The sequence below is a fragment of the Bradyrhizobium sp. 132 genome (assembly GCF_023074185.1).
In the GTDB taxonomy this organism is placed as follows: Bacteria; Pseudomonadota; Alphaproteobacteria; order Rhizobiales; family Xanthobacteraceae; genus Bradyrhizobium.
This window is the reverse complement of sequence record NZ_JADPKY010000099.1, coordinates 105,398-124,853: the sequence shown is the minus strand read 5'-3', so window position 1 is coordinate 124,853 and position 19,456 is coordinate 105,398. Positions and strand designations below refer to the sequence as shown.

General features: G+C 60.0%; 17 protein-coding genes and 1 pseudogene. 2 read left to right on the top strand and 16 right to left on the bottom strand.

Translation table 11 applies throughout. The features are described 5' to 3' along the window. Positions 1–227: 227 nt before the first annotated feature. The 11 genes and pseudogenes from IVA74_RS19945 to IVA74_RS19895 all read right to left on the bottom strand — a co-directional run bounded on the left by IVA74_RS19945 (position 228) and on the right by IVA74_RS19895 (position 9,360). On the bottom strand, positions 228–461 hold the full coding sequence (locus tag IVA74_RS19945) for a hypothetical protein (RefSeq protein WP_247347440.1): 234 nt from the start codon (positions 459–461) through the stop codon (positions 228–230). A gap of 125 nt (positions 462–586) precedes the next feature. Then, the gene (locus tag IVA74_RS19940) at positions 587–1,114 is read right to left on the bottom strand and encodes a cytochrome family protein (protein WP_247347438.1); all 528 of its coding nucleotides are present in this window, start codon (positions 1,112–1,114) and stop codon (positions 587–589) included. Then, the gene (locus tag IVA74_RS19935; RefSeq protein WP_247347436.1) at positions 1,111–1,533 is read right to left on the bottom strand and encodes a cupin domain-containing protein; all 423 of its coding nucleotides are present in this window, start codon (positions 1,531–1,533) and stop codon (positions 1,111–1,113) included. The genes IVA74_RS19940 and IVA74_RS19935 overlap by 4 nt, the downstream gene beginning before the upstream one ends. A 272-nt stretch (positions 1,534–1,805) precedes the next feature. Next, positions 1,806–3,060, bottom strand: a pseudogene (locus IVA74_RS19930) (arsenic transporter). Positions 3,061–3,066: 6 nt separating this feature from the next. Continuing rightward, positions 3,067–3,309 carry a malic enzyme-like NAD(P)-binding protein gene (locus tag IVA74_RS19925; protein WP_247347434.1) on the bottom strand — a complete coding sequence of 81 codons (243 nt, stop codon included), beginning with the start codon at positions 3,307–3,309 and terminating at the stop codon, positions 3,067–3,069. Between the two features lie 15 nt (positions 3,310–3,324). Beyond that, entirely contained in the window at positions 3,325–4,311 is a 987-nt protein-coding gene (cydB, locus tag IVA74_RS19920; protein WP_247347432.1) for a cytochrome d ubiquinol oxidase subunit II, read from the bottom strand. Between the two features lie 2 nt (positions 4,312–4,313). Continuing rightward, the gene (locus tag IVA74_RS19915) at positions 4,314–5,720 is read right to left on the bottom strand and encodes a cytochrome ubiquinol oxidase subunit I (protein WP_247347430.1); all 1,407 of its coding nucleotides are present in this window, start codon (positions 5,718–5,720) and stop codon (positions 4,314–4,316) included. A 12-nt stretch (positions 5,721–5,732) separates the two neighbouring features. Further along, entirely contained in the window at positions 5,733–7,472 is a 1,740-nt protein-coding gene (poxB, locus tag IVA74_RS19910; protein WP_247347427.1) for a ubiquinone-dependent pyruvate dehydrogenase, read from the bottom strand. Positions 7,473–7,675: 203 nt separating this feature from the next. Further along, entirely contained in the window at positions 7,676–7,975 is a 300-nt protein-coding gene (locus tag IVA74_RS19905; protein ID WP_247347425.1) for a hypothetical protein, read from the bottom strand. 115 nt (positions 7,976–8,090) lie between these two features. Further along, a complete protein-coding gene (locus IVA74_RS19900; protein ID WP_247347423.1) occupies positions 8,091–8,774 on the bottom strand; it encodes a sensor histidine kinase in 684 nt (227 codons plus the stop codon). 124 nt (positions 8,775–8,898) lie between these two features. Then, the gene (locus IVA74_RS19895; RefSeq protein ID WP_247347477.1) at positions 8,899–9,360 is read right to left on the bottom strand and encodes a MarR family transcriptional regulator; all 462 of its coding nucleotides are present in this window, start codon (positions 9,358–9,360) and stop codon (positions 8,899–8,901) included. A 457-nt stretch (positions 9,361–9,817) separates the two neighbouring features. Here IVA74_RS19895 and IVA74_RS19890 point away from each other — a divergent pair, with 457 nt between their 5' ends. Continuing rightward, on the top strand, positions 9,818–11,137 hold the full coding sequence (locus tag IVA74_RS19890; RefSeq protein ID WP_247347421.1) for a HAMP domain-containing sensor histidine kinase: 1,320 nt from the start codon (positions 9,818–9,820) through the stop codon (positions 11,135–11,137). A 27-nt stretch (positions 11,138–11,164) separates the two neighbouring features. Here IVA74_RS19890 and rpoH read toward each other — a convergent pair whose 3' ends face one another. From rpoH to IVA74_RS19875, 3 genes are all read right to left on the bottom strand, one after another. Next, complete coding sequence (gene rpoH, locus IVA74_RS19885; RefSeq protein WP_247347419.1) at positions 11,165–12,073, bottom strand: RNA polymerase sigma factor RpoH; 909 nt, start codon at positions 12,071–12,073, stop codon at positions 11,165–11,167. Between the two features lie 203 nt (positions 12,074–12,276). Beyond that, positions 12,277–15,387, bottom strand: a complete 3,111-nt coding sequence (locus tag IVA74_RS19880) for an efflux RND transporter permease subunit (protein ID WP_247347417.1) — start codon at positions 15,385–15,387, stop codon at positions 12,277–12,279. After that, on the bottom strand, positions 15,384–16,553 hold the full coding sequence (locus IVA74_RS19875; protein ID WP_247347416.1) for an efflux RND transporter periplasmic adaptor subunit: 1,170 nt from the start codon (positions 16,551–16,553) through the stop codon (positions 15,384–15,386). The genes IVA74_RS19880 and IVA74_RS19875 overlap by 4 nt, the downstream gene beginning before the upstream one ends. Positions 16,554–16,593: 40 nt before the next feature. On the opposite strand from IVA74_RS19875, the gene IVA74_RS19870 reads away from it, so the two are divergent. Continuing rightward, a complete protein-coding gene (locus IVA74_RS19870) occupies positions 16,594–16,788 on the top strand; it encodes a hypothetical protein (RefSeq protein WP_027301870.1) in 195 nt (64 codons plus the stop codon). Between the two features lie 482 nt (positions 16,789–17,270). Here IVA74_RS19870 and IVA74_RS19865 read toward each other — a convergent pair whose 3' ends face one another. Then, positions 17,271–18,665 (bottom strand): ATP-binding protein, encoded by a 1,395-nt coding sequence (locus IVA74_RS19865; protein ID WP_247347415.1) that lies wholly within the window; start codon positions 18,663–18,665, stop codon positions 17,271–17,273. Beyond that, positions 18,652–19,329 carry a response regulator transcription factor gene (locus tag IVA74_RS19860; protein ID WP_247347414.1) on the bottom strand — a complete coding sequence of 226 codons (678 nt, stop codon included), beginning with the start codon at positions 19,327–19,329 and terminating at the stop codon, positions 18,652–18,654. Before IVA74_RS19860 ends, IVA74_RS19865 begins: the two co-directional genes overlap by 14 nt. Positions 19,330–19,456: the final 127 nt, after the last annotated feature.

Here is a 19,456-nt window from a genome sequence, read left to right as displayed (position 1 = left end):
ATTTTCGATGCCGTCGGTCACTCCGCGCTTTCCCGGCCGACCGTTTCATGGCCAGATTTCACCATCGGCCTCGAGAAGGCCGTGACGGTTAAAAGAAGCCCCCGATGAAGATGCGCCATTCTGGTCGATCAAGAGAGTGGACGCAGGGCTCGGGGGCTTCGCGACTGGAGGGTGCTTTGATACTTGAGGACATTGAGATCGGCCCGAGGCACTCGACCTCGTTCGGATTAAAGGACGAGCTCGGTCGCGAGGTCGGTTGCGATCATTGGATCGAACGCGACGACGACGATCCCGCCTACCTCGACCCCCAGACGTATAGCGGCCACGTGCAGCCCACCCGCGACGGTAAGCATGATGGCCTCAAAACCCTTGAATTTCGATTCGATCCCGCTCCGCATGTCGCGGTAGAGCGTTTTCTGTTCGGGAGTGAGCTCAGAGGTTGAGAGAAGAGCTAGACGCATACGAATTTCCTTTCTTCTTAGCAGGATGGTGCGATCGCGATGGCCATGGTGGAGGTTGGCCGTGTAGCAAGCGTGCCACTCTATCAGAACGGCTAAGCATGTCTTTTCGGTACGCAGCCAGAGCTTCAATCGGTGGCATTTAGATCCGACGGAGACGTCCTCGTCGGTACGCGGATTTCGACAACACCGTGGTTGAGAGCTTGATGGCACGAATTGCAAGCGTCGGTCAGATCGGCGTAAGCCTTGGCGAATGCCGTGCCGTTCTTGGCTTGGATCGCACTGTTGAGCTCCTTGAATGGCTGTTCCGTGACGGAGGAAATCATCTGCGGAAGAGAGATTTGCTGGTCAGTTGGATGGGATCGCCCGAGTCGATCGAATGCGCCGCGGAGCGCTCGAAGTTCGTAGGCTGCAAAATCCCAGTTTCCCTCCTGTTCGGCTCGCCAAAGTCGCTCGTGCCGCGGTTGGATCGTCTCGATCATCAGGTCGCCGATGCTCGGCAGATATCCGATGGCAGCAGGCGACGGCGCTTCAGGCTCGGCAGCGATGCTGCGCGAACTCACAAGGCCGATCGCCAGGAAGGCGGTCAGAGCAATTGCGATCATGGCAACCAAAATCGGGCGGCGCCCGATGTGTGCTGCTCCTGTCTCGATCATGAGCGCACCCGCAGTCTTGGCCAGATGTCGTCAGGGAGGTTGATGACGAGGGGCGTCGCGGTGCTGCGGACGACAACCCATCGAAACGGCTCCTGTTTCGAAGGATTGATCTCCATGTGCGGCAGGAAGGCGGGCACATGAATGAAGTCGCCGGCCCTCGCCTGGGCGATCGATTCGCCCTTCTCGCCCCAGCGGATCTCGCAAACCCCCGAGAGAACATAGGCAATCGTCTCTTGCTCTCCGTGATGATGAACACCGGTCCGCGATCCCGGGCTCACCTCGAACAGTCCGCCCCAGATGGCTGATGCGATACCGAGCTCTGGTGCGATCGCGGCGCGACGTTCGCATCCCGGCGTCTGCGCCGTTCCCTGATCGAATTGTGCGGGGCTGACGATGTGGATTGCAGCAGAAGTACTCATGGCGTCCCGAATTGATTTCGATACTCACCTGGTGAGTTAGGCAACCGCGACTGGAGAAACACTAAATTTCAGTTTAATAATCTGGATCGACCAATAATCAGCGCACGGAACTGACGGTGCCTCGTTGCGACCTCATCCAGCGCGATCGAGGAGGCTGCGCTCTGTGCGATGAGTGCTCGATTTTGTGGGTTTTAGAATCGCGGATTGCAACAAGTCCGCTCAGCGCAAAATCGTGAATCTCTCGTCTGACACGGCATCCTGGCATTCCCGATTTACAAGATAACAGCCGCCAAGGTTACAATCAGTGCCGGCGGCATCACCAGTAGTCCAAGCCGAAGGAACGGCCAGGCGCCTATCTCGATCTTGTCGCGACGCAATGCCACGAGCCACAGGACGGTTGCCAGCGAGCCCGTCAGCGACAGGTTCGGCCCGAGATCGACGCCGATCAGGATCGCGCCGATAACCTGTGCGGGGCAGGTGATCGCTTGTGGCCACCGAACCCGCAACAAGGCCAACGGGCAAATTGTTAGCGATATTGTCGGCGATCGCTGTCGCAATCCCCGCACTCCTGGCTGCATTGGCTGTGGATTGAGAGATCGCAAGGTGCAGCACTTCCCGGAGATTTCCGATCGCGCCGGTTCGCACCAGCGCCTCTACCATGACAAACAGACCCGCAACCAGTGGCATCACGCTCCAGGAAATTCCTCTCAGGACAGGCCAGGGAGACCGACGGCTGAGCAGAAGCACGGCGGCCGTAGTGAGCGTCCCGCAAACCAAGGTCAGCGCCCCCAATTGAAGACCAAGCACGCAGGCGCCGACCAGCAGCAGCCCTGTGATGCCGACCCCATAGACCGTGAATAGGCCGCTGCGGCTCAATTTCGGTTGGGATACACTTCTTCTGATGCTTTGCTCCTTTAGTGCACGATGCTGGGTCAACCGGAGCCCAACATAAGTAAGCACGATGGAGGCCACCGAGGGGATTGCAAAGAGATGCAGCCACTCGGATAGGTGGGGCGTACGAGCGCCGAGCACAACGAGATTGGCGGGATTGGAGATCGGCAACACGAAGCTCGCCGCGTTCGCGATCTAGGCGCAGATGAAAAGATAGGGCAAGGGCTTGGCACCGGCCGCTCGGGTAGCGGCGTACACGGCGGGCGTCAGCACGATGGCGGTGGCGTCGTTGGAGAGAAAAACGGTGACGAGAGTGCCGACCAGATAGATCAGCAGGAATAGCCGCTGTGGTGAGCCATGGGCATGCTCGACCGCAAGCGCGGCGAGATAGTCGAATAAACCGTCGAGCCGGGCCAGTTCAGCAATCAGCATCATGCCGATGAGGAACAGATAGATATCAAAGCCCTTGCGCATACCGGCGACCGCGTCACTCCACGGCAGAATGCCAAACCGCACCAGCGCGGAGGCCCCGGCCACCGCCCAGATCGCCTCCGGCACGCGAAACGGCCTGATGATGACACCAGCGGTGGCCAAGCCGACGATGCTCCAGGCCTTGATGATGTCATGCGGCGCGATCGGCACTCAGTCCTCCCGGATGCCATCTCGGATCGCTTCAACAAAGGTCGCGCCAGGATCCGTGTCCGTCGCGAATGGCTTCTGAAAATTGGCGAGATCGGGCTGCGAGACCACCACCAGGCCATTGTGTTGAACAGGGCGTCTTGGCCGCTTCGCGCAGCCGCCAAGTCCATGCCGTCGCGCCATGGCGAGGCTGATCAACTCCCCAGTGCCGGTCGCCGCCGAACCCGCGCCGAGCTCTTTGAGCATGGGCCAGCTCTCGCTTTAGTAATGCTCGGCTGTCGAGCTGATCTTGCCGCGAAATACGAAGTAGTTGATTGCCGTGTAGAGCAGCATCAGCGGAAAGACGAACAGGCCTGCTCCCCAGAACATGAAAGCGAGACTCGAGTGAGGGGCGGCGGCGTCATCGATGGTGATGGCGAACGGAATCATGTAGGGCCAGAACGAAATCGCGAGCGTGCAGAAGGCCGCCACGAAGATGAGGGCGACCATCGGAAACGGCAATGCATCCTGGCGAAAACGGACGCTTGCAGCGAGCGTGACCGCAGCCAGTGCGGCGGCCACTGGAAAGACAAACAGGGAAGGCCGGTCGAGCCATCGCGTCATAACCGGAAGGTCCTGCGCCAATGCGTAGCTGAACACGATAATCAGGAAAGCGAGCAGCGCTACAGAGAGATAGGGAATGAGCCGATAAGCCGCATCGCGGACTTCGGCCTCGCACTTCCTGACCAGCCAGCAAGCGCCGAGCAGCGAATAACCAAGACAAAGGCCGATGCCGCACAGCACCGAAAACGGACTGAGCCAGCCGAACTCGCCGCCGGTGTAGCGTGCGCCTGCCATCGGAAGGCCCTCGACGAGCGCGCCCACCATCAGGCCCTGCATGAATGCCGCGACCAAGGATCCACCTGCGAATCCCGCGTCCCAGACCCACCGCATCCGCAATGCCTTGGAGCGAAACTCGAACGCGACGCCACGAAGAATTAGTCCCGCCAACATGAGCAAGACCGGCAAATAGAAGGCCGAGATCAGCGTCGCGTACGCAAGAGGGAAAGCTCCCCACAACACCACGCCGGCGCTCACAAGCCAGGTTTCGTTGCCGTCCCAGATTGGGGCGACCGCGCTCACCATGGGGCGCCGTTTCTCTTCGCCGGAGGTGGTGCCGAACAGGATGCCGACGCCGAGATCAAAGCCGTCCAACAAGACGTAAAGCAGGATGCTCATTGCTAATACTGCGACCCAGAAGATAACCATCGCTATTCTCCGGTGGGAAGAGGAAGGGCGACGTTGTCTTCAGGATCGGCCACGGACATGGGACGGTTGGGAATGCCGGCCGTCGCGATCGCAAGGCCGCCCGCGGGACCTGCCCGCAGCAAGCGGTAGATGTAGTGGACTCCGAAAACAAAGATGAATGTGTAAACCGCGCAGTATACGAAGAGCGAAGTCGCCGCAGCGCGCGTCGTCAAGAACGGCGTCACAGCGTCGGCGGTCCGCAGCAGACCGTAGATCGTCCAGGGCTGGCGTCCCACTTCGGCCGTGAACCAGCCTGTTAGCGTTGCGATGAATGGTAGAGGAAAGCTCAGAAAAATTGACCAGAGCAGGAGGGAGTTGCGGTGAATCCGACGCTTCCCGCACTGGTAAGAGCCGAACCATGCCAGCGCCAGCATCAAGAGACCGCAGCCGACCATGATGCGGAAGGCGAAGAAGGGAATCAGCACCGGTGGCCGATTCTGCGGCGGAAAGTTGGTCAGGCCCACCTCCCTGGAATTGAAGCTCATGCTGCCGATCAAGCTGCCGAGGATCGGAATCTTGATCTCGTATCGGTTGGCCTGTGCTGCTTCATCCGGCAGTGCGAAAACGACCTCGGCCGCGGGTTGCTCATCATGCCAGCGGCCTTCGATCGCGGCAAACTTCGCCGGCTGGTAGTCATGCGTGTAATCGCCGACTAGATGGCCAAACAGAAGCTGGACGGGTAGCAACACGGCCGCGAGATAGAGGCCCATCCGGAGCATGATCCGGGCCTCTGCGGTGTAGATTCTTCTGAGCAAGTACCACGCGCCGGTGGCGGCCACGCAGAAGGCGCCTGTGAGATAGGCGGCGAGCAGCATGTGCGGGAAACGCACCCAGACCACCGGGCTGAAGATGATTTTGAACCAATCCACCGGTACGAACGTGCCGTTCTCGACGGTGTAGCCCATCGGCACCTGCATCCAGCTGTTGTTGACCATGATCCAGAAGGCCGACAACGTGGTTCCCAAGGCGACCATGGCGGTGGCGAACAGGTAGAACCACGGCGGAACACGGGAGCGGCCAAACAACAGGATTCCGAAGAAGCTCGCTTCGAGTGCAAAGGCAGTAAAGCTCTCGTAGGAGATCAGCGGCCCTTGAATAGGCCCCGACATGCGGGACAGCTCGCTCCAATTTGTGCCGAACTGAAACGCCATCACGATTCCGGAGACCACGCCGAGACCGAAGGCGACGCCAAATATCTTCAGCCAGAACTCGAACAACACACGATAGGCCGGCCGCTCCGTGGCAATGTGCAGCGCTTCGAGAACGGTGAGCCACGCTGCAAGGCCTATTGTGAAGGACGGAAAGATGATGTGAAATGAGATGGTAAAGGCGAACTGAAGGCGCGAGAGCAGCAGCGCTGTCAATTCCATTGCAGGCTCCCATCAACGCCAGAGATTCGTTTTCGCGAGGTCGACGACCTCGTCGCCGCGTCCGCTGATCACGGCCTTGACCATGTAAAGTGTAAAACCCTTCGCCATCTCCAGCGTGACGGAGGGTGGCATGGCGAGCTCCGTCCGGTTCACAACGGCGTCGATGAGGACCGGGCCGTCATGGGCGAGGGCCGCGGCAATTCCGTTGTCGACGTCGGCGGGGTCTTCCAGGCGAATGCCGCGTATGCCGGCGGCTTCGGCCACCGCCGCGAAATTTGGATTTTTCAGCTCGGTGCCGTAGTCCAGGATCCCGGTCGACTTTTGCTCCAGCTCGATGAAGCCCAACGCACTGTTATTGAACACCACCACCTTCACCGGAAGACCGTGCTGGGCGAGGGTGAGGAAATCTCCCATCAGCATCGTGAAGCCGCCGTCGCCTGAGAGCGAGATCACCTGTCGGCCGGGATAGGCGGCCTGCGCACCGAGAGCCTGGGCCATGGCATTGGCCATCGAGCCGTGCCAGAACGAACCGACCAGCCGGCGTTTGCGGTTCATCGCGAGATAGCGGGCGGCCCACACGGTTGGCAGGCCGACATCGCAGGTGAAAACCGCATCCTCGGCCGCCTGGTCGCTGATCGCCTTCGCGATCTGCTGGGGATGGATCAGCCCCTTGCCGGGCCTGCCTACGGCAAGTTCGTCGAGCGCCTTGCGCGCCTTGGCATAGTCTCGCTGGGCTTGCGCGAGATGCGCGGCGTCGGACTTCTGATTGAGCATTGGGAGCAATGCCGCAAGCGTCTCGCGTACGCCGCCGACCACGCCTACATCCACCGCGGCACGGCGGCCGATATTCTCTGGCCTAAGATCCACCTGTCCGATGCGCGTGCCGCCTGCTTCCGGGTAGAATTGCCTGTAAGGAAAGTCCGTTCCGAGCATTAGCAACACGTCGCAGTCGCGCATGGCGTAATACCCGGAGGAAAAGCCGATTAGTCCCGTCATGCCGACGTCAAAAGGATTGTGCCCTTCGACATGTTCCTTGCCGCGCAATGCGTGCACCATCGGCGCCTTGAGCCGCTCGCCGAGTGCCAACAATTCATCATGCGCGCCCGCGCACCCGGAGCCGCACAAGAGTGTCACGCGGCTCGCGCCATTGAGAAGTTTCGCCAGGCGGTCGAGGTCCGCAGGCGCCGGCGTAACGACGGGAACAGGCGGAAGCAAGTTTGCGCGCTTTGGCGACGGGGCCACCGCGGCCGGCTGCAGGGCAACATCGCCCGGAATGACCAGGACGGACGCGCCACGCTTTCCCACTGCTTCCCGCATCGCGACCTCCAGCGCGCGGGGCATCTGGTTCGCACCGGACACAAGCTCGCAGTAATGGCTGCATTCGCGGAATAGGTCTTGCGGGTGGGTCTCCTGAAAGTAGCCGCTGCCGATTTCAGATGAGGGAATGTGCGCCGCTATCGCAAGCACGGGCACGCGCGAACGGTGACAATCGAACAAGCCATTGATGAGGTGAAGGTTGCCGGGTCCGCAACTGCCCGCACACACGGCGAGTTCGCCGGTCAGATGCGCCTCGGCACCGGCGGCGAAGGCCGCGACTTCCTCGTGTCTGACATGAATCCAGTCGATCTTGCCGTGCCGACGGATGGCGTCTGTCAGGCCGTTGAGACTGTCCCCGACAACGCCGTAGATGCGCTTAACGCCCGCGGCCGCAAGAGTTTCGACGAATTGATCGGCAACAGTTTTGCTTGGCACTTGCGCCTCCTGGAAGTCATTGAGTACGAGCCCGCAGTGCAGCGTTCGCTGTTCCGAGGAATTCGCTGTACGTCTAGGCAGGCAGGTAAGGAGGCTGCGGCGTAGGACTACTAAATAGGCCTTAAGGTGACTAAATTTGAATTTAGAAGCACTGGCCCATCATCATGCTCTGCACGCAATCTCACGGCACTGCCGACGCGCCATCAGCAGCCCCGGCAGATCGAATTCATCGTCCTATTGACCTTCGCTTCCTCCCGGTCGATGGCGGGATCGGTGCCGAGCAGTGGTCCTTTCATAGGGCGGCCGTTGCCCACGGTGTCTGACGAAAGCGCTGTGCCCAATGAATTGGTGCCGGGCGCTGCAGCGCTGGTGCCGAAGGCGCCGCCTGTCATAGACATACCTGTCATGGACATGGAAGGCGATCCCATGCCGGCGCGGGCAAATGCCGTGCTGGTTGAAGCGCCAAGGGAGAGAGCGATACAAAGAATGGAAAGCATCTTCATGTCGAAACTCCTTTCGCGAGACGATAGGTAGGTGTTGTTCTTGCGGTTCGGAGTAACAAATCGGTGTGGGTAGCCGCGGTCCCGCGGCGAGCGTTGTTGCCGCATTGCGCTTCGGCTACGTGCCCACATCTCGATCCAAATCGATGAGCATGGAACAAGCAACGCCCGCCGGCCGGAAGTGGAGTTGCACTTCGCCGTATTGGTCGAGAGCCTTCGTAATCAGGCGCGAACCAAAACCGCGGCGCTTGGGTTGCTTCACCTCCGGCCCCCCATCCTCGTACCAGACAAGGGCGAGCTTACCGGCGGCGCCGAGTGCCTGCCGGACCTCCCAAGTGAGATTGACAGTCCCATCTGTTGAACTCAGCGCACCGTATTTCCTGGCGTTGGTGGCGAGCTCATGAATGACCAAGTGCAACCAAAGTGCCAACTTCGATCCAAGTTCTACATCGGGTCCGCCCACGACGACCTGACCGCTTCGTGCGCAACAGGAACGCATCGTCTGCTTCAGCAATTCAGCGAGCCCGATTTTCCCTGTGTCCGATCGGTACATCACTTCATAAAAGTCGCTCAAGCCGGAAATTCGGGCGATCACCTTCTCGCGGTAATCGTCCACGGTCCGAGATTGCGTCTGTCCAAGAACCGCTTCGATCATGGCCACCAGATTGCGAATCCGGTGATTGACCTCCTGGAGCAAAAGAGGGAGGCCTTCGCCGTTCATTCGAGCGCGCGGAGCTCTGTCGCCGGCAGTTGGGGGGAAGCTCAGGATTCCGGAGGTCCCGTCCTGCTGATATCGATCCATCTGATCTCTCTTTGGCTGGTGGAGATAAAGGGACACAATAGATCTCCGGAAACCTCAGACCACTAAACTCGCGTTTCCCGCATTAAATCCGAATTTAGCGGCGCTTCGCTGGTCGCTCGTCATCCTATCGGAGAGAGTCGGGATCGACTTTCCGCCGGTAGTCCAGCAGCCGGTCGCGGATGTTAGATACTTCTCGCTGGACCCTGACGAGTTCGCTCTCGGACATCCCAAGGGCTTCTTCGGCGCAGGCCACGATATTCGCGGCTTCGCGACGCAGCGCGAGCCCCCGATCCGTCAGGCGCACGCGGACCTGCCGCTCGTCTTCGGGATCACGCGCGCGGACGATGTGGCCGATTCCTTCGAGCCGCTTCAGGATCGGGGTCAATGTGTTCGACTCAAGGAAAAGCGCCTCACCCAATTCTTTGACCGTGCGGTCATCCTTTGCCCAGAGCACTACCATCACCAGGTATTGAGGATACGTGAGTCTGATTCTGCTCAGCAGCGGGCGATAGAACTGATTGAATGCATGCCCTGCCGAATAGATCGAGAAGCACAGCAATTCGTTCAACGCGGGACCGCGCTTCATTTGGGTCTTTTGCCGGATCTGACGCTTCTTTCGGATCGCCACTGGAACCTCCCACAAGTTATACTCTGGTATAGATCGCGCGCGATTGACTCGCCAGCGTTTGACAACGAAAATCGAAGAAGATAATTTAAAGCGTGCACGATCAAATCGCCAATGCGCATAGTGAACATGACCGGTTCGTCCGCGGAGGCTCAATGATTAGCTCAATCGTCTCAGGCAACTCTGCCAAAGCACTCGCTGAAGTCCTGCCAGAGATGCAGGCTGAACCGGCGCATGCCACGCGCGTTCTACGGACCAGCTGATGATGGCATCAATCGCGCGTCGGTTTAGGCAGCCCTCTGCCGCAGCCAGCGTATCGAAAGCTGCGCGTTGAGCCATGCCAATGAGCCTACATAAGCGACTGGCGTCGACGAGCTTCCGCTGGGCCAGTATGCTTTCAGGAGTGTGTGCGATATGCTTGCTGCTGACATGGGGATTTTTGCATTGGTGGATCTCCAGCCAGGCGATTGTTGACATCGATCGGGCAATTACCGATCTGGCCGATGCCTTTTCCACACTCCCAGCCCAGCGGTTGAATGAGGAGTTTCAGCAGTTCCTCGAGCGGGATCTGCGCCGGGTGCATCTCATAGGGCGGTTCGCAGAGGATGGCAGCCGCCTCGGCGGCAATGTCGAGACTCTGCCATTTGGGCTGGCCGCTACCGGATACGCTCGGGAATTTGCCATGATACGCGTCGACGCCTTGGGGCGCGAGGAAAAGGTAGCGCGCGCTATTGTCCGTCGACTTGACGATGGATCGGCGCTGGTCGTCGGTCGCAGCATCGACGAAGTAAGGCGGGCGGGAAGTGCGGTGGATAGCGCTATGGCCTTGAGTGTCGTCCCGGTCCTGTGCTTCGGATTGGCGGCCGGAGCCTTCATGAGCAGGAGGGCAACGCGCGCACGTATCGATTTGTTTGACCGATCGGTTCAGAAAATCCTGACAGGGGATTTGCGCGAGCGCTTGCCGCTGAGGGGCACGAACGATCCGTTGGATGAGTTTGCGATATTGTTTAATGCGATGCTAGATGAGATCGAGGCTCTCATCCGCGGGCTCGCCGGCGTCGGAGATCAGATCGCACACGATCTACGCACGCCGCTGACGTCCGTCAGGATGGTTCTTGAGCGCGGCCGCGACGAGGCAATGCGCCTCGACCAGGTACAAACGGTGTTTGAACAGGCCATTGGAGGGCTTGATCGATCGCTTAACACGATCACGGGGTTGCTTCGTATCGCCGAGATTGATCAGAATAGGCGCTTGGCGGGATTCGCCGATATCTCTCTAACGGAACTCGTGCGCGCAGCCGGAGAGCTCTATGAGCCGCTCGCCGAACGGAAAGGCGTCGCTCTGATCGTGGAGGCGAAGGACGAAATCATCGCTTGGGGCGATCGCGATCTTCTGCTCGAAGCCATTTCCAATCTGGTCGACAACGCCGTGAAATATACGCCGCAAGGAGGCCGGGTCGAACTGAGGCTATGCCGCACTGGAAACGACGACGTCGTGCGTATCACCGATACTGGCCCTGGGATCCCTGAAGCGGAGCGAGATCTCGTCACCAGACGCTTTTACCGATCGGAGCGGACCCGTCGTGCGGCGCCCGGCCTTGGGCTGGGGCTGAGCCTCGTTCACGCGATTATAAAGCTGCACGGCTTCCGATTTACGATCCTGCCCGGGCCGGGTTGCGTCGTGCAGATCTCGCTTGCCGGGGCTTCGTCGCGATGTTCAAGCTTGAAGCCGGATTGATTGGCCGGCCCGCCCAGTCTGGGACGCCTATGCTGCTTCTTTTTGAAGTTCGAACTCTGACCTTGGTGAACGCAGCTCCGCATCCGGCCTCAAATGCCTTCTTGCAGCCCGCTTGATCTTTACAAAGGCGCTAGTCTCGATCTGCCGCACGCGCTCGCTGGAAATCGAGAATTCGCGCGCCAATTCATCAAGCGTAGGAGGCTTCTCGCTCAGCCGCCTTGCTTCGAACACTCGCCGCTCCCGTGTCGTCAGCGCATCCAGTGCCGCGTGAAGTGCGCCAGATTTCCGTGCCGCTTCGTCGTGCTCGGCCAGGATCATCTCGGCAGTGGGCGACTGGTCCACCAGCATCGACTGCCAGTCCGTTGTCTCGTCCTCCCCGTTGACGGGCCTGTTCAGCGACAAGTCGCCATTCAATCGGCAATCCATCTCGATCACCTCGCGAGGGGTGACCTCGAGCAGTTTAGCTATGGCTTCAGCCTTCTCCGGCGTGAGACTGGCCGTCTCGCCTGCGAGCTTTCTCATTTCGCGCCTGAGACGAAAGAACAGCTTCTTCTGCGCAGCCGTGGTTCCGATCTTGACCAGCGACCAGGAACGAAGAATGTATTCGTGAATCGTGGCCTTGATCCACCACAGCGCATAGGTCGAAAAACGCGAGCCTCGGCCAGGCTGAAATCGTGTTGCGGCAACAACCAGGCCGAGATTGGCTTCGGAGATGATGTCGGCGAGCGGAAGACGGTATCCCTGATAACCCTTCGCGACCTTGGCGGCGAGGCGAAGATGACTGGTGACGAGGGCGTCGGCTGCACTGCGATCGCCAAGCTCTTGCCAGCGCCATGCAAGCAGCTGCTCCTGCTCTTGTTCAAGCATCTCGAATCGTCTGATCGCGGTGGCGTACTCGTCGTGATGAGAGCGCGGCGACCGATCGATCGTCGTCATTTCCAAACTGGTTCGCGCGACAGCTACGTTGCAGTCTTGCATTTGTGCAGCTCCGATAGGTTTGAGCCCGGCAGGCAAACAGTGAGGGATGGGGCACGGTGGAGCTATTAAAATGGAATTCCGGCGCTTAAATTTGCCGTTAACTTGACCCGGCTTCTGCGGCACGGCCCCAGAGCGGGGCGGCCGCAGCGTGGCGAGGGACCTCAAACCGCGGTGGAACTCGATGCCGCTTCCGTCGTGCGGGCACGTCGGCTGCGAAGCAGCTCCTGAAGGCGATCGAGATAGAGATAGACAACGGGCGTCGTGAACAGCGTCAGAAGCTGCGAGAAGATCAATCCGCCAACGATCGTATAGCCGAGCGGCTGCCGGATCTCCGAGCCGGCGCCGGTGCCCAACATCAGCGGCACGCCTCCCAATAGCGCCGCCATCGTGGTCATGAGGATGGGCCGGAAGCGGAGCACGCAGGCCTGGTAGATCGATTCCTCCGAGCTCAGTCCTTGGCTGCGTTCGACCTCAAGCGCAAAGTCGACCAGCATGATGCCGTTTTTCTTGACGATGCCGATCAGCAGAATGATTCCGATGATGGCGATCACACTGAGGTCCATATGCACCGCGATCAATAGAAGCAGCGCACCGATGCCGGCAGAGGGCAACGTGGAAAGGATCGTGATCGGATGTATGAAGCTTTCATACAGCACGCCGAGGATGATGTAGATGACGATGAGCGCCGCAAACACCAGCACCAGCTCGCCCGAAAGCGCCGCCTGGAAGGCGTTTGCGTTACCCTGGAACGTGGTGACGAGCGAGAGCGGCTTGCCGCTGGTGCGTTCGAACGCCTGGATCGCGGCAACCGCGGTGCCGAGCGCCGCTCCCGGTTTCAGGTTAAACGAGATGGTGGTCGAGGGGAACATTCCCTGGTGGTTGATGACGATGGGCGCGGCGCTGACCGTGCTTTTGGTGAGCGTGCTGAGCGGCACCTGTTGTCCATTGGAAGAGTTGAGATAGATCTGCTGCAGCACGGCCGGGCTGGTCTGGAAGCGCGGAAGGACTTCCAACACCACGTGGTACTGGTTGAGAGACGTGAAGATGGTCGAGACGATGCGCTGGCCGAACGCGTCATCAAGCGTGTTGTCGATGGCCGAAGGCAGAATGCCGAAGCTTGATGCGACACCCCGGTTGACGGCGACATCAAGCCGCGGCCCGGCATTCTCCTGGTCCGTCGTCACGTCGGCAATCTCCGGAATGCTCTTGAACTTGTCCAGGAAGATGGCCGACCAGTGATTGAGCTCGTTCTGGTCGGAGTCGGTAAGCGTATATTGAAACTGGGTTTTGGCCAGCCGCGCACCGACCGTGATGTCCTGGGCGGCCTGCATGTAAAGGGTGATGCCCTCCACCGAGGCGAGCTTGGTTCGGAGCCGGTTGATCACTCCGTCCGCACTGGCGTCGCGCTGCTCGCGCGGCTTGAGCGTGATGAAGACGCGTCCCTGATTGACCGTGGCAACCCCACCACCGGCGCCGATCGCGGAGCCCACGGACAGGACCGCCGGATCGTCGGCCACCTTGGCGATGACTGCCTGCATGCGCTGCGCCATTGCTGGATAGGAAATATCCTGGGCGGCTTCGGCGATTCCGACGATCAGACCGGTATCTTGCTGGGGAAAGAAGCCTTTTGGAATGACGACGTATAGATAGCCGGTTACCGCGATGGCCAGGAACATCGTCATCAGAGTGATGAGGCGGTGGCGCAGCGCCACTTTCAGCCCGCGCTCGTAGATGGCAAGCAGGCCGTCGAAAGCGCGTTCGGACTGCCGGTACAGCCATCCGTGCTTCCCGGTGTCATGCTTGAGCAGACGCGAGCACATCATCGGCGTCAGCGTCAGCGAGATCAGCAGCGAAAGCACTAGCGACACGCTTACCGTGATGGCGAATTCCTGGAACAGCTTGCCGACATAGCCGCCCATCAGGAACAGCGGGATGAACACCGCGATCAGCGACAGCGTGATCGATATGATGGTGAAGCCGATTTCGCTCGAGCCCTTGAGAGCGGCTTCCATCGGGCTTAGCCCGGCTTCGAGATGGCGGACGATGTTCTCGATGACGACGACCGCATCGTCCACCACGAATCCGATCGCGATCGACAGCGCCATCAGCGAGAGATTGTCCAGGCTGTACCCTAACGCATAGAGGGCGGCGAACGTGCCGATCAGCGACAGCGGCACGGTGATGGCGGGTATTACGGTCGCCCAAAAATTGCGCAGGAAGATGAAAATGACCATCACCACCAGCGCCACCGTCAACAGCAGCGTGAATTGCACGTCGGAAACGGAGGCGCGAATCGTCTGAGTGCGGTCGGACAGGATATCGAGCTTGATGCCGGGCGGCAGCGCGGCTTGTAGCTGCGGCAGTTGGGACTTGATCAGGTCGACGGTTTGGATGACGTTGGCGCCCGGCTGGCGTTGAATCGCCAGGATGATCGCCGGTTGCTTGTTGACGAAAGCGCCGATCTGATTGTTCTCGGATCCTTCGACGACGTTGCCGATGTCGCTGACGTGCACCGGTGCGCCGTTGCGGTACGCGACGATCAGGTTCTTGTAGGCGTCCGGCTTGAGCAGCTGATCATTGGTGCCGAGGGTAAAGGTCTGGTGCGGACTGTTCAGCGTGCCCTTCGGCTGATCGACATTGGCCTGCGTCAGCACGTTGCGAACGTCTTCCAGGCCAATGCCGCGATTGGCAAGTGCCGTCGGATCGACCTGCACGCGGATCGCCGGCTTTTGCTGGCCGCCAATGCCGATCAGTCCGACGCCCCCGATCTGCGAGAGTTTCGGCACCAGGATGTTTTCGGTAAAGGCGTCCACGGTGGTGAGAGGCAACGTATCCGACGTGAGCCCCATAACGATGATTGGCGTATCCGCAGGGTTCACCTTGCGGATCGTCGGAGGATAGGGAATTCCTATCGGCAAATACGGAGTGGCCGCATTGATCGCGGCAAGAACGTCGGTCGCCGCGCTGTCGATATCGCGGCTAAGATCAAATTGTACGGTGAGCTGGGTGTATCCGAGTGCGTTCGCAGAGGTCAGCTGGGTCAACCCGGGGATCTGCGAAAACTGTTGTTCGAGCGGCGTCGCTACCGAAGACGCCATGGTCTGCGGATCGGCGCCAGGCAGCCTTGCGGTCACCGAGATCGTCGGGAAGTTGACATTCGGTAGGGAGGCGACGGGTAGCGATCGGTAGGTGACCAGTCCGCCGAGCAACAGCCCGGCCATCAGCAGCACCGTGGCGATCGGCCGGTGGATGAACGTCGCGGAGATGTTCATGGGATTTCCTGCTCGACGGAGTTCCGGAGGTCTGCTTCCTTCGCCGCGCTGCCCTGGAGTTCCTGCACGCGGGTACCCGGCTGCAGCCTATATTGGCCGTCGACCACAACCTTCTCGTTGGCCTGGAGCCCTGAATCGATCAGCGCATTGCCATCGCTGATTTCGGCATCCTTCACTGGACGCGTCGTCACGGTTTCATCTGTCCCGATCACCCAGACGAAGGGGCCGTGCGGACCCTGTTGGATCGCGGAAGCCGGGATGGTGAGGCCGTTGTGGCGGGTCTCGAGAGACAGCCGCGCGTTGATGAGCTCGCCCGGCCAGAGCATGCGCTTGGCATTGGGGAAGCTCGCCCGCAGCCGGATCGTGCCGGTGGTCTGGACGATCTGGTTATCCACCAGATCGAGCTTGCCCTCGTCGAGCTGGGTCTTGTCATCCTGACTATAGGCGAGGACCTTCAGTGGTCCCTTGGCCATCTCCCGATCGATTTCCACAAAATCGGTCTGGGGAAGCGAGAACAGCAGTGAGATTGGTTGGATCTGGGTGACATCCACCAGGCCGGCTGTGTCGGTCGGATGGATGATGTTGCCGATATCGACCTGGCGAAGGCCGGTCACGCCATCGATTGGGGAGGTCAGCTGCGTGTAGCTCAAGTTGGTTTTCGCCTGCTCGATGGCGCCCTCATCGGACTTCACCATCGCCTGAAGTTGGGACAATTGAGCCTTCGTGGTATCGACGAGCTGGGTGCTTGCCCAACCATTCTTGGCGAGCGACACGTAGCGGTTCAGATTGGCCTGTGCATTGTCGACCTGCGCCTGATCGCGATCGCGGTTGGCGATCGCTTGATCGAGCTGCGCTTGATATGGGCGCGGGTCGATCTCGGCGAGGAGATCCCCCTTCTTGACCGTCTGTCCCTGCGTGAAGGCGATCTTGACGAGCTGGCCGGTGATCTGGCTGCGCACGATTACGTTGTTATAGGCAATCACCGTGCCTACGCCACGCCGGTAGATCGGCACATCGTGACGAAGCACCGTTCCCGCCACGACCGGCACCGACTCCGGCGCAACGCTTACCACACTTGGTTTGGGCGGGCGGATTTGCCGAGCGGCCAATGCAGCTCCTCCGGCAACGATCACGCCGGCGAGAATAGCGAGCCATAGCTTGCGCATGTAACGCCCCCGAAGCAATCAGCAGCCTGATGAGGATGAAATGTTCATACCGGTGGAGGCGGAGGAACCGGTCGCGCACGGCGTCGTGGTCCCCGGCATGGTGGAGCCATACGCCGTGCCCGAAGTGTTGGGTAGCGGTACCGATGTCATCGGACTTTCGCCGCTGGTATCGGCCTCCGTCGCGCCAAGCGGGATCGTGCTGCCGACCACGTTCGACATCGACCCCGGCGTTTGAGTTGATGACGTCACGCTGCCGGACGTCGTCGAGCAGCTGGGGCTCGATGCGAAGCCGCCGCCGTCAAAGGTCGAGGAAGTGGATGAAGTGCTGCCCATTCCACCTGTATTGGAAGCGGGTGACATGCCGCTCATCCCGCTGGGCGAGCCGGTTGCGCTACAGGCCGTCGTCCCCAGGCCGCCCGGATCAATCTCGGTCGCCCCGAGGGGGGTGGTAGTAATGCTCGAGCCGCTCGTTCCGCTCGCGCCCGGCACGCCCAGCGGGGAAGTAGCGCCCATTCCCGAGGAACTGAGCGCGGTTTGCGCATTGCTGGCCCCACAAGTGAACAGCAGCGCGAGCGCTGCCATCGACAATCGTCGTTGCATCGGAATCTCCTGATCTGCATTAAGAGATACGCAGCCAGGACAGCGGAGCCACTAAATTGGTGCGGCGCGGACATAAATTTGAATTTAAGGCGGAAGAAGCTTGGTGCGGCGATGCCGTCAGCTATCTTGTGAGGCAGCCCGCTCAAAAGCGATCTCTGCAACGCAGCCGCGGCCGGTCGGTGAGGGCGAGATAGCGAACTGACACCCATGCAGCTTTACGATCGCGACGACCAGGCTCAGACCCAATCCAAGCCCGGGCTCGCCGCGGCTCTTGTCCGATCGGTAGAAGCGGTGGGTCACAAGATCACGCTCGCTCGCCGCGATTCCACGTCCGGTGTCAGTGATGCGTACAACGCTCTTCCGCCCGATCCGGCAAAGTTTCAGCTCGACGTGACCGCATTCGGGAGTGAACTTCACGGCATTGTCGACGAGATTTGCAATGGCTTCGAACAAGAAATCGCGATCTCCTCGAACGCGAATTTCTTCCTTGGCGTCTACCATCAAGGCGACGTCCTTCTCCTTTGCGATCGGGTCGTAGAGATCCGCGACGTCGCGTACCAGCTCGGCCAATTCAACATCGCGGAAACCGACGAGACGCCGGCTATGTTCAATCTCGGCAATACGGAGCAGTGCCGTGACCATAGTAAGTGACTGATCAAGGCCCGTAATGGCGTGATCGACGGACGCCTTGAGATTATCAAGGCTGGTCGCTTTGTTCCGGCCTCTTTCGAGCGTCATCCTCACATTCGTGAGCGGCGTTCGCAAATCGTGCGCGATATCATCACCGACTGCGGCAACATTACGAAGAAGGGCCTCGATCTCGTCCAGCATTCCATTGATCAGTCGCGCCAATTCGCTGAAGGCCGCGCTACCTTGCACCGGCAAGCGTTCGTGCAATTCGCCCGCTACGATGCGCTGAATCAGCTGGTTAACCTGATTGAGCCGCTGCTGCGTCCGGATGCTCAGGAATGCGCCAAATAAGCAGCCAAGGCACAATGCCGGAATGAGCCCCCATATCACAGCGCGCTCTACCGTGTGTCCCATCTCCGTCAATTCGTCGGTGTTCCGGCCGACAAGAAGCGTCTGTCCATCTTCCAGCTTGCGCGCAACCGTACGAGCGGTCTGTTGCTCGCGGCCGACGGCATCGATCCGTACCAATGAAAGCTCTTGCGCAGGAGCGTCGAGCAATAGCCCGCGCGGCAGGCTCTGAATGTTCCCCATGATACGATTTCCTTGCGAGTCGAATAGACCAGCAAGCTTTACCCGGCGCGGGTCCTCGCTGAGGTGTTGCTGAAGCGCCTGAAGCCGCTCTTGCGGAGAAAGGCTCGAGAACATGTTGGCGCGGTCGGTGATCAGCCGATCGATGCTCGAGGTCACGTATCTGGAAGTCGGCCAATAGATGAAGGCGATTATCAGGATGACACATACTGCGAACAGTCCCGACGCGACCAAGCTTCCGCGGAAGGTGTTCCAGTGGAACGCCTGGGTTCGAGCAATCTCAGGAAGGCGCACGCAACACGAATCCTTCTCCGCGGACGTTGAGAATCATGGGCGGCTGGCCCGGCGGATCGACCTTGCGGCGTAGGCGCCCCATATGAACGTCCACCAGATTGCTCTGCGGCACGAACTTGTAATTCCAGACTTCCTCAAACAGCATCGCCCGCGTAAGCAATTGATCTTTCCGGCGCATCATGTATTCCAGCAACCGGAACTCGCGAGGCAGGAGGTCGAGCCGACGGCCGTCGCGTGTTGCCGTACGTTCAAGCAAATCCAGCTCAAGCGGACCCAGCCGGAGCACCGTGTCGCGATTCTCGGCGGGACGTCGCAGCAGGGCCTCAATCCGTGCAATCAGTTCGAGGATCGCAAACGGCTTCGTCAGGTAATCATCGCCGCCGGCTCGCAATCCGCGGATTCTGTCATCGACCGCTCCGAGAGCGCTCAGCACCAAAACGGGAGTGCGTACCTGCTCTTGCCTTGCGACCTCGATGATGGTCAGGCCGTCGATACCGGGAAGCAGACGGTCCACGATCATGATGTCGGCCTCGCCCGCGCGCGCCTTGTCGAGGCCCTCGATGCCCGTCGCCGCCCGGTCGACCTCGTATCCATGCCCGGACAACTCATCCATGATCTGTTGAGCCGTCTCGTCGTGATCCTCGATTAGCAGCACCTTCGGCATGGCGTCTTCCCCGGCGCCGCCGCTGCCCCGTGAGGGCAGGGCTCCGCCCGTCCAGTCATTTGCCTCGGCAGGCTGATGGTATTTCGTAGATTTCACACCAGAAAACATAGCCTTAGCACAACAGAAG